The following is a 14,617-nucleotide window of genomic DNA, read 5'->3' as shown; positions in this document are numbered from 1 at the left end:
CGATTACAACTCAACTATCTCCACGAAAATAGTTGATGAAAAACACAAATCAAGCCCCTTTGAGCAAACGCTCAAAGGGGCTTGATAAATCGACTTCTTAATTTGCTTCTTCAATCGTAATCCGGCCTTCACCATCTTCATAATCCAAGGCCCCTTCAGCATTCATGATGTCATCCATCAGTTGGAACATCGCATTTGTGATGTAACCAGCTTCTTGTTGAATGATATCAGCAGCAGAGAAGTCGTAACCACTTCCACCTTCCGCCATGAAGTTATTTGTCACTAGCGTATACGTTTCGCTTTCATCAATAGGTTCCCCATCTACAAATAAATCAGCATCCACGTATTCGCCATCTTCATTCGTATAGATCGTATAGGTCAAACCAGACGTTTGCAGATCAATACTATTACTTCTTGAGAAAGAATATTCAATGACATCTTTTAAATCTTCTCCAGTAATCTCCATTTCACTTAGCTCATTACCGAAAGGTTCAACTGTGTAAATGTCCGCAGCTTTAATGTCACCTTCTTCAATATTCGCGCGAATACCGCCATTATTCGTCATTGCCATATCAGCATTTAACGCATCTTTCATCGCATCGGTGATGAAATTACCTAAAGAAGTGTCTCTTGTATAGCGTGCATCACGATACAACCCTGTATTTGTGTAACCTACAACTTCTTCTAATAGTTCTTCTGCTTCCGCGTTGTATGCATCAACCATGTCCTGGACACCTTGATTAACGTCCGTTAGCTCTTCCACATCTTGCAAATAATAATCATTAAATGTCACATCTGTTCCGTCAAATTCTAGGTTGAAGTGACCGACAAATAACGAATCACTTCCGGCTTGTACAACAGGCGTTCCATTTACGATCTCTTCTTCAAATACTCTAGTGTGAGAATGCCCACCGATAATGACATCAAAGAAATCAACATTCTCCGCTAGATGTTTATCAGCGTTATTCCCAATATGCGTTAAAGCAATCAAGATATCTGTTTCATCTTGTAAGTAAGAATACTCTTCCGCTGTCTCTACGTAATCATGAAACTCTAGTCCAACAATACCAGATGGACTTGTTGCTGGTGGGTTTTGTGTTAAGGAGAATATTCCTACGTCCACCCCGTCAATCTCATAGATTTGATAAGGTTCTGGTTGTTGAATGGCAATGTCTTCATCGACAACTTCCATATTGGCACTTAACCAGTCAAAGTCTGCTTGTTCTTCTCTCGCAGCAAATGCTTCTTGACCATAATCAAATTCATGGTTTCCAATAGCCATCGCGTCTAATCCCATTTCGTTTAACAGCTCCACAATCGGCTCACCATCTTGCAAGTCAACGACCGCATTCCCACTGAAAATATCCCCAGCATCTAAGAAAAGGTGATTATCTGCCTCTTCTCCTTTTTCATTGATAAATGCGGACATTTTTCCGAAGTTATTAATCTTTGAATGGATATCATTCGTATGAAAAATATCTAAAGAAAACCTGTCTTCCTCTTCTTCAACATAATCAAAGTCGATTTCAAATCCATTAATAGATAATGTACCTGCTAATCCATCAAGATCGTCGTTTCCATGTTCCACCGTTACAAGTGATCGGTCTTCCGACGAGACGTGATAATCTGTTAATTCTGGCTCAACGACCGTTTCATCAGCTAACTCCACTTCTACATCAATCATTCTATTAATATCCAATCCTTCTGGATATGTTTTATCAAAATCAATTTCAAAACTAGTAGAATCTACAACAATTACGTCTTCAATAGCACGCTTCGGGCCATGAGGTGCCCCGTCACTCTTTTCCTTTTGTTCTGCCTGTCCATTTCCATGGCCTTGGTTTGCAGCAACCGGAGACAAGCTAGCAAATGACCCTGCCATGAGAATGACTGCCATTAAAACCATCACGACTTTCTGATACACTTTCGATCGATTCTTCATCATACGATTTCCTCCCTTAAACATAAGTATTGGATAATCTTTGATTCTATTATCTTCCTGATAGCCAAGATAATACTTTTAAAGTGTAAGCTTGATTTAGTCTTCACGTAAACCTTACTAATTAGAGGATTAAGCACTTCTGCACATGACGTGCGTACTAAATTATACCAATCTATTGTAGGTCCTTCGTAAAAAATTTCTAGCTTAAGCTAGAATAATAGTGTTCGTGAAAAAACGTCTTCCCCTTCTCACTCACTCCCACCTCAGCGACTAAAACCTTCGCCTTCTGTTACTTCTTTAAAAACGGAGAACCAATCTCCAATACAAAATTCTGTCTATTCTTTATGGTTAAATATGGAATTTAACGTGCATAATGAGCACTTCTCTTCGAAAAGGCATGAACAATTAGATACGTACGTTATGAAATTAGTCTTGTATTTTCGAATGATAAGAAGAAATGAATGAAATGGGACGTATTGTACCTACTTTCAAAAATATACCTCTTCAGAAAAACGCCATGCCACTTCGTTTCACTTGATACTTTAAAGCCCTAGCAAACGAAAAAGTTACTGCCCATGTATGATGAGGTAGCAAGTTTCAAAATTTTTACATTAATATACAAATTTTGACGAGAGTCGGGTCTTAAAAACTAAAAAAGCGTGTCTAAATGGATTACTCATGACGATTAGAATATGTGTTAACATATGGTAACGCTACCAATTACCTGACTATACATACTAATTTGTTCGATTTGTCTCGTAATTGGTTCTTTAAAAGATTCTTTATCGTTTTTTAGCGGAATGTACTCTATTTGAGGAGGTGAAACCGACTAAATAATGGAATAAGCTAGCGCTTTATTTTTTCGGTTAATTTAAAAAACAGGAGGTATTTTATGTTACAGAATTGGAGATTTTCTCAGGTTTTTAAAAGAGCAGCAATCCTTTCATTACTATTTATGTTCCTTTCACCAATGGTGACATTCGGTGAAGAGCATGATGAGAACGATGACCTTCATGAACTATTGATCATGACAACGACAGACATTCACTCTTATCTAATGCCTTATGACTACATGAACGATACCGAAGTAGATGATTATGGGTTAGTAAAAACGGCCACATTGATTGACCAGATTCGAGCGAATCACGATAATACGATCTTATTTGATAATGGTGATATTTTTCAAGGCAGTCTTCTTGGAGAACTAGAGGCAACTGTAGAACCTCTTGAAGAAGGCGAGACACAAGCGATTATTAAAGCATTTAATGAATTAGATTATGCTGCAGCATCAATTGGTAACCACGAGTTTAACTTTGGTTTAGACTTTTTAGACAATGCCATTGAAACATCAAACTTTCCTTGGTTAAATGCCAATGTGTATGAGGCTGGAACAGATTTAGAAGAACACAGATTTCAACCGTACGAAATCATTGAACATGAAGTAGACGGAAAGACGATTACAATTGGTGTGATTGGATTTACTCCTCCACAAATCATGCAATGGGACAACCTTCACCTTGAAGGAAATGTCGAAGTAGAACACATTGTCGATTCAGCACAACGATACGTACCAGAACTAGCGGAGCAAACTGACTTAGTGGTTGCTCTTGCCCATACCGGTGTGAACACGGGTGACCGTGAAACAGAGCACGCTGCTGTTAGTTTAGCAAGAGAAGTGGACGGGATTGACGCCCTTGTTATGGGTCACGCACACCAAACATTCCCTCAAAATTCTGGGTATGATGCCATTGAAGGTGTCGATGACGAAGCTGGAACGATCCATGGTGTACCTGCTGTCATGGCTGGTTCTTGGGGAAGCCACTTAGGTACGATTCAACTTGACCTTACAGAAGAAAATGGAGAATGGACGGTTGTCAGCTCCAAATCAGAAGTAACCGGAGTAGAAAACGTCGAAGCTGATCAAGGTATCGTCGACTTAATTGTAGATGTTCACGAAAGAACACTAGAATACGTTGATAGCGCTGTTGGAACAATGGCGGATAGCTTTAACACATTTTTCTCTTTAGTGATGGATAATGAAGTTTTACAGTTAGTGAACGATGCTCAGTTATGGTTCACGGAAGATTATTTAGAAGGAACGGAATACGAAGATAAGCCTTTATTGTCAGCAGCTGCTCCGTTTAGAGCTGGATACAGAGGTGGCTACACAGAAGTTGATGCCGGGGACCTTAGAGTAAGAGACCTCGCAGATATTTATGTGTATGATAATACGTTACAAGTCGTCGAAGTAGACGGTGATGGATTAAATCAATGGTTAGAACGCTCAGCGGAAAGCTTCAACCAAATTGATCCTACTGAAACGGATGATCAATCATTACTCGCTAGTTTTAGTGCGTTTAACTATGATGTCATTGAAGGTGTCGAATACCAAATCGATGTCACACAGCCAATCGGAGAGAGAATTACAGATCTAACGTATGAAGGAGAACCGGTCACGTCAGATATGGAATTCTTAGTAGCAACAAATAACTACCGTGCCGGCGGTGGTGGTGATCACCTAGCAGGATTAGATGCACCACTGGTTGATTCATTACAAGCGCTAAGTATCGAAAACAGATACGTCATCTTGGACTATATTCAAGATTTAGGTACAGCTTACACGCCATATGCGTCCTATAACTGGTCGATCAAACCTGTAGAGACGAATGGTAGAGTGTTATTTAATAGTTCTGCCGATGGAGCAGCCCACATCGAAAAACTAGGATTAACAGCCGTTAGCGCAACAGGTGAGTTAATTGATGATGATAATAACGGTGCGGTTTACACGTACAACTTCACGGAAGAAATGCGATCAGGAACAGATCAGCCTGATTTAGAAACATTGAAAGGCGTAATGAACGATTACGTTGATGCAGGTGAGCTTAGTGGGCCACTTGAAAATCAATTAGGGAATGCGTTAAAACAGGCCAAACATCATGAAAGTAATGAGCGTTATGCACAGGCCAGCAAGTTTATGGATAATTTCTTGAAACATTTAAATCGTAAACAGAGTGACCGACATATTGAAGAAGATGCGAAAGCAGACCTTCAAGAGAAAGCAGAACAAATTATTGAGGATTTAAACGACAACTAAGTTTAGAAGGGGACGAAGTTTAGAAAGTAACGGATTTTAGAAGATAACGGAAGACCCCTTACAACTAATAGTAAGAAATAATGAGCTAGGACTTAACATGTCCTAGCTCATTTTCTATGAAAATCCGTTTATGGCTTGAACAGGTAGCTTATTTTGTTCCTGTTCGGTGGGGTTGGACTCTATATCGCGTGGTTGGGTTACTATATCGTGTGGTTGGGTATTATTTCGAGGGTTTGGTTTACTTCCCTTCACCTTCGCTACTCGCTCGCGTCGGGCACTATGTCGCTTGCTTGCTTCCTTTCACCTTCGCAACTCGCTTCCGTTGGGCACTATGTCCCTCGCTTGCTTCCCTTCGTCATCGCAACTCACTCGCATCGGGCACTATGTCGCTTGCTTGCTTCCTTTCGACTCGCTACTCGCTCGCATCGGGCACTATATCCCTCGCTTGCTTCCCTTCGGCATCTCAACTCACTCGCATCGGGCACTATGTCGCTTGCTTGCTTCCTTTCGCCTTCGCTACTCGCTCGCGTCGGGCACTATCTCGCTCGCTTACTTCCCTTCGTCATCACAACTCGCTTCCGTCAGGCACTAAGTCGCTCGCTTACTTCCCTTCGTCATCACAACTCGTTTCCGTCCGGCACTATCTCGCTCGCTTACTTCCCTTCGTCATCACAACTCGCTCGCACCCGGCATTATCTCCTATCTCCTATCTCCTATCTCCACCCTTATGAAATCTCATCAAAACGATACCCCCATCCCCCAAAAAACAGGATGCCCCCAAAAGTAACTTTAGGTAACATCCTCATTTCCTTTGTTATTTTTTCGAATTTTTCTCTTTGTTGGGCCGTGTCTTTTTACCTTGTTGTTCCTTTTTGTCTCGTTTTTCTTGTTTCTTCTTTTCTTTTTTCTTTTCTTCCTCTAAGACATCCACGTTTTTATACAACAAACCGGCAACAATCGCTGTAATCGGAATCGCGTAGATTAAGCCAATACTACCTGCTAAAATACGAACGATCTCCGTTGACATGGCATCCATATTCACGACCCTAGCAAAAGAAATATTGTGAGCGACTAACACTAACAGAAGCGACATCGACGCCCCTGTATAAGCAAGGATAAGCGTATTTGCCATTGTGCCCATAATATCTTTTCCTAAATTCAATCCAGATTTAATTAAATTCTTCGTGCTAATAGCTGGATTACTTCGTTTTACTTCATCGACGGCAGAAGAGATCGACATCCCGATATCAAGAACAGCACCTACCGCACCAATAATCATCCCTGCAAATAATAACCCTTGATAATCGAAGTCAATTTGCTGTGGAATATACATAAGCATTTGTGTTTCGTCGCCACTTAATCCAGTTAACCTCGTTAACCTCGTCATCACCCAAGCTAGGATTCCGGCAATGATCACCCCACCAATCGTCCCTATGATGGCTGCTAATGACTTCCTATTAAACCCACTAATAATTAAAACAGAACTTGTTGCGATAATTGAAGCGACAAAGATCGTCACAGGAATAGGTGGCAGTCCTGCTAAAATAAAAGGTATGAGCACCTGAATAACAAGAAACGCTGTCAGTGCTAACGAAACAACCGTCTTAATCCCCTTTATGCCGCCAATTAACACAAGAGAAAAAATAAAAAAGGCGGTTAAATAACCTAAATAATGATCTCGTGTTAACTCCCTCACTAACGTTCGTTGAATGACCCCATCTTCACTCTCAATCCATATAAGAACACGTTCGCCTTCTTGGAAATAAAAATCTTGAGCAGGGTTACCAGATAATGTTTGCCTTGCCGTTACAGTTTCTCCTTGGAATTCCCCTTGTTTCACTTTCACTACAATTTCTTGCACTTGCGGTGTGTCTTCCAAGATTTCAATAATTTCCCCTCTCACCGTTTCAGATGAAACATCCGTTTCCGGGACAGAAATGATGTCGTCGGACTCGCCAAAAACATTGGACGGCACGATGAAAAACAAACCGAAAAATAAAAAGAAACAGACCCACGTTTTTTTCATAACATTCCGAACTCCCAACGTAAAAAAACCCCAAATCTAGGTGTTTTATATAGAGTATGTATGCTTAACATTTGATAGATAAACTCGCCTTAAAACTACTAATATAAAGTCGTAAAGCATGTCTAATTATATCATAAAAACTAGCAATTTCGACAAAATCTAGCGAATGATGGGAGGTAGAAAATTGGGTTTGAATCGAATGAGAAAAGACCACTCTCTTCTAGAATGGTCTGAATGAAAAGCTTAATAATTGGAACATTGGAAACATCAAACGAAAGTCGAAGAAATATCGTTGACCCAATTTCAGTGTTCAGAAAGAGATCTATTTTCCTCAAGACGAATAGCGGAGACGTTCTTTCTGCTTCTCAACCTTAAAGTGATGGTGTGCAGGCTTCCATTTTCTGATGATAAGGGATACTACAACTAATGGAATAAATGCAATTAGATACACTTGAAAAATTTGTATGTGAGGATCATGGGTTTCTGTTAGCGGAAGAACAATCGTCGTTATAACCGAAGCAATAAAATACGAAGCTACCGATAAGCTAAACACGATGAAAAGACTAATCCCTCTAAATCGTTTCAATGCATAGCCGTATAACACATGGCTGGCGCCTAGAACGAACGCACCTGCTATGAGCCCGAATAGGGTCACTTCCCCAGAATCCATATTTTGTACTGAAGTGAGATACCATTGCTCAAGCAACATGGATAGTAAAAGAAGAACAGTCCCGACAGCAAAGATATGCCTGAATCCCCACTTGAATGAAACGAAGGTATCCTCATCCAAATGTCGAGATTCTCCTTTCTTAAACGTCGGCATATGTTTGTAATCTTCTTTTTTGTTTCGGTTGATGTAAGAAGAAATATTTCCGTTAAATGTAAAGGCTTTTTTATGAATATCAGACTCGATAAGCTCAGGAGCTTCGGACTCTTTATATAGATCATTCACTGCTTCATCTGTCAGATACAGCTGCAATCCTGCCTGCTGTGCTCTAGTGAGCCAAGTATTCACATCTTCATCCTCTATAAATGTCACACGAGAATAATAACGCAACCCATTTTCTTCAAATACAATAAGAACTACCGGTACGTAAAAATAATATGTATAGGTTTTGTTGCTGGCTCTGTGAGAATAAAATAATTCGTGTGGTGCTAGTAATACCGTATTGACAGATTCGATAGGTATCTTAAAAGTCTCAACAGGCTGTGCTCTTCCTTCTTCGAAAACACCATCCCATAAAACGCCTTCTTCCTCATCAATTCCGTATCCTATAAATCTATCCAATTGATTAACCTTTTTAACCAAATGAATACCTATAATAATGAATGCAAACCCTGCTCCCCCTAAAAAAAGATAAGCTACCATCTCCTTAATAGAAATGGAAGCAATGATCATCACCAGTCCAGAAAGGAAGAAAAAGCCGCACATGAAATAATACATTCTAATGTCGCCTTTACTTTCTTGTAAATCATGCGTTTTTCCATCCATATCATCACCTACCCTTACCATTACTTGAAATAGTTTTAAATTATACCGAATGAACACTCTAATCATCTATATTACTATAAATTTATGAAATATTGTCATTATTAGTAATAAATAGGTATATAAGGCTAATGTAACATCGCAGTCATCTCATAGAATTTTAAACGATAGTAAAGCCAAGAAAAAACGGTCACCTGTAGAAGGTGACCGGTATACTCGACATAACAACGTTATACCACTTTTTTCTCGTAATCTCTTGGCATCACTATCTACCTCTTCTTCACTTGATTCAGGTCGTTTTTATGTGCTAAAACTTCCGTTTGAACCCTTTTAAACCCGTCCCCTCCTTCGCTCATAAAAAAAGCATGTCCTCGGCAGATTATTTAGCCATGGAACATGCTTGAAATTTAATAGTTGAGATCGTCGATTGCTTCGTAAAATTCTTCTTCATCCTCTATGTTTAACAAAGACAGCGCAGATTCTCCACCCGTGGTTACATAGTTTAAATCAGCACCATTTTCGTAAAGTAATGTAGCCATATCTTTTTGACCGTAAGTAATGGCTAACGTGAATGCAGTGCCAATTACATCTTCATGATCTGGATTTGCACCGGATTGCAATAGAAATTCCGCAACTTCTACATCATCATGATATACAGAATAAATAAGAGCAGTTGATCCTTCATAATCTACCACGTCAATGTCCTCTCCAGAATCCAGAAGCCATTGCATCTCTTCTAAATCTCTATCGATTGTCGCTTGAATTAATGGATGTAAATCCTCATCATACATCCATTCTTCGTCAAATGTAGACAATGCAAATTCTTCAAAAAAATGTTCATAAGCTTTCGCCGCTCCACTGAAGCTTGCTATAAAGATCACGTAAATCAACACAGCCGAAGTACTAAAAGCAGTCATACCAATAAATACTTTCCTATTGCTAACTTGAAAATCAGAGCCATGAATAGCTTGAATTCGGTGAGGAAGAAAAGGATGTGTAGATAATTTTTCGCTAAGCCACGTCATGGCATCGTAATCAGAATGAATCTGTTCTAGGTAGGCCTCCACATTTACTTCCCGATAAAGTTTTTTTCCAATACCAAGAATGGTTAAAGCCCTAGTTGCCGCTTCACGGTCACCGATGGCTTCTGCTGCAATTTCGTCACATGTGTATTCGCACGCACGACTGTATGCTTGACCTAAAAATGGAATGAGTTGAGCCGGAAATAGCCACATCTGCTTAAGAACGTGTTGACGTTTAATATGGGCAAGTTCATGAGCAATAACGAATGAGAGCTCTTTCTCCCCTTTTTGACGAGCAAGTTCAAATACTTCAGAGTATAAAACCACCATATGTTTGCCGACAAATCTTGAAGCAAAAGCATTTAATGCTCCATCTGAATGCATGACGTATACATCTGGCACTTTCTTTAATTGTAACGATTCAGATAATTCGACGACTTTGTGATGGATCTCTGGAAATTGTTTTTCAGTAACTTTCACACTATTCCCTTTGATTGTTCCTAACATGAACATTTGCATCAAGGCAAAAACAAAAACCAATCCTATAACAATACCGATCCCTATAATTGTAAATATGGAAAATATATACACCAATGCGCTTGTTAGCGCACAGAGGAGAAAATAGAACTTTTCTCTAGACTCATTCGTCCTCACACTCTTACCTCCTTGAATTTAGCTAAATATACCACTTTTTTACTATATGATTATTTTTCCTATTATTCAAGCTTTTTCTTTTTATGAAGCCTTTAAATAAAAGTAGGTAGACCCTGCAAGTCTGAGGAGGCTTTGTTGTTCGTCTGCAAATGCTTGACTAACCATGGGGACGGGTTCCTTCGGTCAGCTAACGACGATTCTTTTTCGACCACAAGAACCGTCCCCGCGGTCTTCCGCGGTCTTATTTTCATTTGCCACGAACGTTTTTTAGCTTTAAGATAAAAATAGAGTCATAAATGAGCGTTTTATAAGAGAGGGAGGCGAAAAATGAAGAGCGAAGAACCACATTTCATTACGAAAGCTAATCAGTTGTGTAAAGAGAGCGGAATGGATCCAAATGTCATCGCTTCTCCGAAAATACTATTGTCCGATCAAGAAATGAAGAAAAAAAGACATTCTTACAATGAAATTTTGTCGGTTGTTCGTTTTTTCTCGAAAAAACTTTTAAAGTCTTTGGAAGGGACTCCCATTTTAGTCGTTATCTCTGATTCTGAAGGGTATTTACTAGAGATGGAAGGTGACGAAACAATAAAGCTCACAGTGGAACAATTCGGCATTAAGAGTGGGAGCTTGTTTAGGCAAGAAGATACGGGAACCAACGTCATCAGCTTAGCCTTACAACATCGTCAACCTATAAGTCTGATTGGAGATCACCATTATCATACGTTTCTTCATGAAGTAGCTTGCTACGGAGCTGCATTCCATTATACTGATGATGATAATTTACTAGGCAGTGTGTGTATCATGATGCCCATTAAATTTCAGAATCCACTATACATAACGATGTTATCTCAAGTTGTCGATTCGATTGAGAGAGAGTTACTTCTAAGAAAACAAAACCATAAACTTCATATCATGAATCAAATCATGCTTAGCAGAACGAGGAATGGAATTGTCATCACAGATGAACACGGGGTGACGACAGAGTTTAATGAATTTGCTGAAGAAATTTCTAACCGCAGCAGAGAATCTGTCATTGGACGGAGCATCTATGAATCTGAATTAACGGGTCATTTTTTCAAAAAGGTGTTAGAGAAGGAAGAAAAATTTGAGGACGAAGAATTAAATTTTATCAACCAAAATGGAGATCAAATTGTTTGCTTATTTGATGCTCAACCCATCTATAGAGATCATAAGGTGATAGGTGCGTTTGGGCAATTCAGAGATATCACTGAGAATGTCAACACACGGGAGAGGTTATTTCAATCAGACCGTTTAAGTGTCATAAGTGAACTATCTGCGAGTGTCTCACATGAAATTAGAAATCCTTTAACGGTCACGAGTGGCTTTCTTCAACTTTTAAATCGTTCCCCGAACGTAGATGTGAAGGAAAAAGGATATATAGAACTTTCATTACAAGAATTAAACCGTGCCGAAAAAATCGTGAGCGACTTCCTTTCACTTTCCAAACCACAAGCTCAAAATATGGTTTATTCAAATTTGAAAGTAGAAATCGAGTACGTAAATAACATCATGATTGCATACGCAAACTTGCATCAAGTTAAGCTTGATTTCCATTTCAATAATGGGTTGTGTAATAATTTCGATCAAAATCAAATTCAGCAGTGTTTGATTAATTTGTATAAAAATGGTATTGAATCCATGTCTGAAACAGGCGGGATTCTTACTGTTCATATTGAAGAATATAAGGGCAATATTATCATCTTCATAAAAGATTCAGGAGTAGGAATGACAAAAGATGAAGTATCACGTATGGGAGATCCTTATTACTCTACAAAAGAAGAAGGAACAGGGCTTGGAATGCTGATGGTTTATAGTACGGTATATAAACACGGAGGGAAAATTGACGTCAATAGTGAAAAACACAAAGGCACAACCTTCCAAATCACCTTTCCAGGTGTTTCCTGTCCCTCCCCGGTTATTGTTTGATCCTGTCAAAAAACCAAAGGTATAATATTTAGAAAACTGCCATGCATGAGGTGAAGTACTTCACCTCATGCATGGCAGTTTGTTTGTATTTGACTGTGGGATTTTGTCCCTTCCCTGGAAGGTCCTATGATGACGGGTAGGCAGTAAACTATATCATTTTAGGAAACCTTACCTACTTTATTTTCGTATGGTAATTATCTGAAAGGAGAGGTGAATATGCCTTCACGTAAGCCTAAAAAACGATGGAGACAGATTGAAATTTTATGTTTTGTAGCTATAGGACCAATACTTTTTGGACCCTTTATTCCTTATTTTATATATGGTCAAGTTTATGAGGACCAATTTTATGCATTTTTACGAACTGGCTGGGGAAACTTCATTCGCATTTTTTATATGATTATAAGTGTTCACATCCTTTCATTAGGTTTCTTTGCCGAATTAAAAGCCAAACCAAAGTGCAACTATAAACGTGACCAAATCACAATTAAGCATTACTATATCATTGTAGCTCAATTCGTTGCCGTTATAATTATCGGCGTGACATTTAGACAATTTTCACCGTAAAAAGAGACCAAACCGGTGAAAACGGTTTACAGCAGAAGGTTTGAGCCCAGAGAAACTTGAAAGTCTGCTCGCATTTGAACAAGATTTCAGAAAGTCTAAGCAATAGACTAAGATGAGGTAATGGTATGAGAACGAAAACGCTGCACGACGGCCAAAATCAAAACCGCGACTTCCTTCTTCTGGACTATCAAAAATTTTGTGTGCTTAACCTACATCCGAAAAACGACCTGAACGTGAGCAATTATCACGTCCAGGTCGTTTTTATGTGGCAAAACTTCCGATTGATCCCTTTAAGAACCGTCCGATCGGTATAGTTATTCCACTTCTTCCTCTTCCTCGTAATCTCTTGGTGTCGTTTCTTCTGCCTCTTCTTCACTTGGAAGTGATTTACGGTATCTATCTCTTACCGTCGGCAGTTCGGTATCAGCACGAGAGGCATCCACTTCATAAAGGCTACCGTCTCCGGCCGCTCGGATAACACTCATCACCTGTTCTTGTGCGTGTCTAGTCAGCATGCCGTTTGATGTCTGTCCGACTTCACTCTGCGTTTGACCGCGAATTTCTATAAGCAGATTTCCGGATCCGGCAATTCCGTAAGCATTTCGGGCAATTTCCGGAGCATCCCCACCAGGGAACTTATTCACATTAGCATAACCATACTGTTCCATATGATCCATAATGACAACACCCATTTGTTTCGACATTTCTAAAGCATCATCTGGAACATCAGGATTTGTCGGCCATAGAATGGAACTTGTGACCGCTCGCTCATCTTCATCCACGTAGCTGAACTGATTATGAAGGTCCAGCATCAGTTTCGGTTCATATTTCTTGTAGGTATCCACAACCGCTTGCGCCTCCGGAACCGGATTAACAGGATAGCTGTTCTGGAATTCTACATAGATGTCTTCCCCGTCTTCTAACGCATCCGTAAGTTGTTGTCCATATTTTTCAAACGTGTACATGACAGGGATTTCACTTGAAATTGAATAACTGGCAAGTCCCGGTTCATCGTTATACGCCACAACGCCAACCGCACCAGCTTCATATGCGTTAGCAGCTTTATTCGTAAAAGTGTTTGATCCTCGGGAAACGAGGGCAATATTTCCTTCCACTTGTTCTTTGATTTCATCGGTATACTCGTCACTCGTACCGAATCCGACATCAACAAGATTACCTTCGACTCCGTCATACTCTCGAGGAGACCCTGTTAAGCTTCGACCATTAATCAAACCAAACTGCTCAGAGTAGATACCGGCATGATTATATTGAAACAACGCGGAGTCTTCCCAGTCAAACCAGTGGTAGCGGTTAATATCCCAACCAGGTACACTACTCGTAAAGAAGCCGTGGGACGTAAAATGGTTCGGAGCTCTCCAATCACCATTCGTTCGTATCCCTAACTCCGCTCCATCCGGATTAACACGTGGAAGCATGTACACCGTCACCTCTTCGCGAAGCTCTTTCGCTTCCTTTTTGTCTGATGTTAGGAAACGTAAAATATTGATCGCTGCTTCTGCACCGTGCGGTTCATTTCCGTGCTGCTGGTTTTGAATCATGATTGTCTCAGGACCATTCCCGACCGTAGCCATATGAATCTCGTAGCCCATATTCGTCTCACCAATAACTTCACGCTCCATTGTTCCTTTTGAATTCGCTTCAATCTGATTCAACGCTTTCTCAAGCTGTTCATTACTCATAAAACCCTCTGTGTTATGATTTGCTTTTCCAGGTAAAAAAGGCCCACCAGGTGTACTTGAACCAATAACCGGCAAGGCAAAGACGAGTACTAACAAGAACGTCAAAGCAACTGTAACTATTTTTCGCATCTTATTCCTCCTAAAGTGTAAAAGTAATGACGACCAGTTCCTCGCGA

General features: G+C 39.8%; 8 protein-coding genes. 3 read left to right on the top strand and 5 right to left on the bottom strand.

Annotated features, from left to right (window positions below; genetic code table 11):
- Positions 1-97: 97 nt before the first annotated feature.
- The gene (locus tag QDN89_RS13490; protein ID WP_280770673.1) at positions 98-1,945 is read right to left on the bottom strand and encodes a bifunctional metallophosphatase/5'-nucleotidase; all 1,848 of its coding nucleotides are present in this window, start codon (positions 1,943-1,945) and stop codon (positions 98-100) included.
- Positions 1,946-2,834: 889 nt separating this feature from the next.
- Here QDN89_RS13490 and QDN89_RS13485 point away from each other — a divergent pair.
- Entirely contained in the window at positions 2,835-5,036 is a 2,202-nt protein-coding gene (locus QDN89_RS13485; RefSeq protein ID WP_280770672.1) for a bifunctional 2',3'-cyclic-nucleotide 2'-phosphodiesterase/3'-nucleotidase, read from the top strand.
- An 814-nt stretch (positions 5,037-5,850) separates the two neighbouring features.
- On the opposite strand, the gene QDN89_RS13480 is transcribed toward QDN89_RS13485, so the two are convergent.
- The 3 genes from QDN89_RS13480 to QDN89_RS13470 all read right to left on the bottom strand — a co-directional run bounded on the left by QDN89_RS13480 (position 5,851) and on the right by QDN89_RS13470 (position 10,227).
- Positions 5,851-7,062, bottom strand: coding sequence for a YibE/F family protein (locus QDN89_RS13480; protein WP_280770671.1), 1,212 nt, complete (start codon positions 7,060-7,062; stop codon positions 5,851-5,853).
- 331 nt (positions 7,063-7,393) lie between these two features.
- Complete coding sequence (locus tag QDN89_RS13475) at positions 7,394-8,554, bottom strand: hypothetical protein (protein WP_280770670.1); 1,161 nt, start codon at positions 8,552-8,554, stop codon at positions 7,394-7,396.
- Positions 8,555-8,958: 404 nt separating this feature from the next.
- The gene (locus QDN89_RS13470; protein WP_280770669.1) at positions 8,959-10,227 is read right to left on the bottom strand and encodes a M48 family metallopeptidase; all 1,269 of its coding nucleotides are present in this window, start codon (positions 10,225-10,227) and stop codon (positions 8,959-8,961) included.
- Positions 10,228-10,554: 327 nt separating this feature from the next.
- Here QDN89_RS13470 and QDN89_RS13465 point away from each other — a divergent pair, with 327 nt between their 5' ends.
- A complete protein-coding gene (locus tag QDN89_RS13465; protein ID WP_280770668.1) occupies positions 10,555-12,177 on the top strand; it encodes an ATP-binding protein in 1,623 nt (540 codons plus the stop codon).
- A gap of 216 nt (positions 12,178-12,393) precedes the next feature.
- Positions 12,394-12,741, top strand: a complete 348-nt coding sequence (locus QDN89_RS13460) for a hypothetical protein (protein ID WP_280770667.1) — start codon at positions 12,394-12,396, stop codon at positions 12,739-12,741.
- A gap of 314 nt (positions 12,742-13,055) precedes the next feature.
- Here QDN89_RS13460 and QDN89_RS13455 read toward each other — a convergent pair whose 3' ends face one another.
- A complete protein-coding gene (locus QDN89_RS13455) occupies positions 13,056-14,570 on the bottom strand; it encodes a M14 family zinc carboxypeptidase (protein ID WP_280770666.1) in 1,515 nt (504 codons plus the stop codon).
- Between the last annotated feature and the right edge of the window lie 47 nt (positions 14,571-14,617).

The sequence above is a fragment of the Salipaludibacillus daqingensis genome (assembly GCF_029891575.1).
GTDB classification, from domain to species: domain Bacteria; phylum Bacillota; class Bacilli; order Bacillales; family Salisediminibacteriaceae; genus Salipaludibacillus; species Salipaludibacillus daqingensis.
Note: the sequence above shows the minus strand (reverse complement) of the source record. Positions and strands in the feature narration are given on the sequence as shown.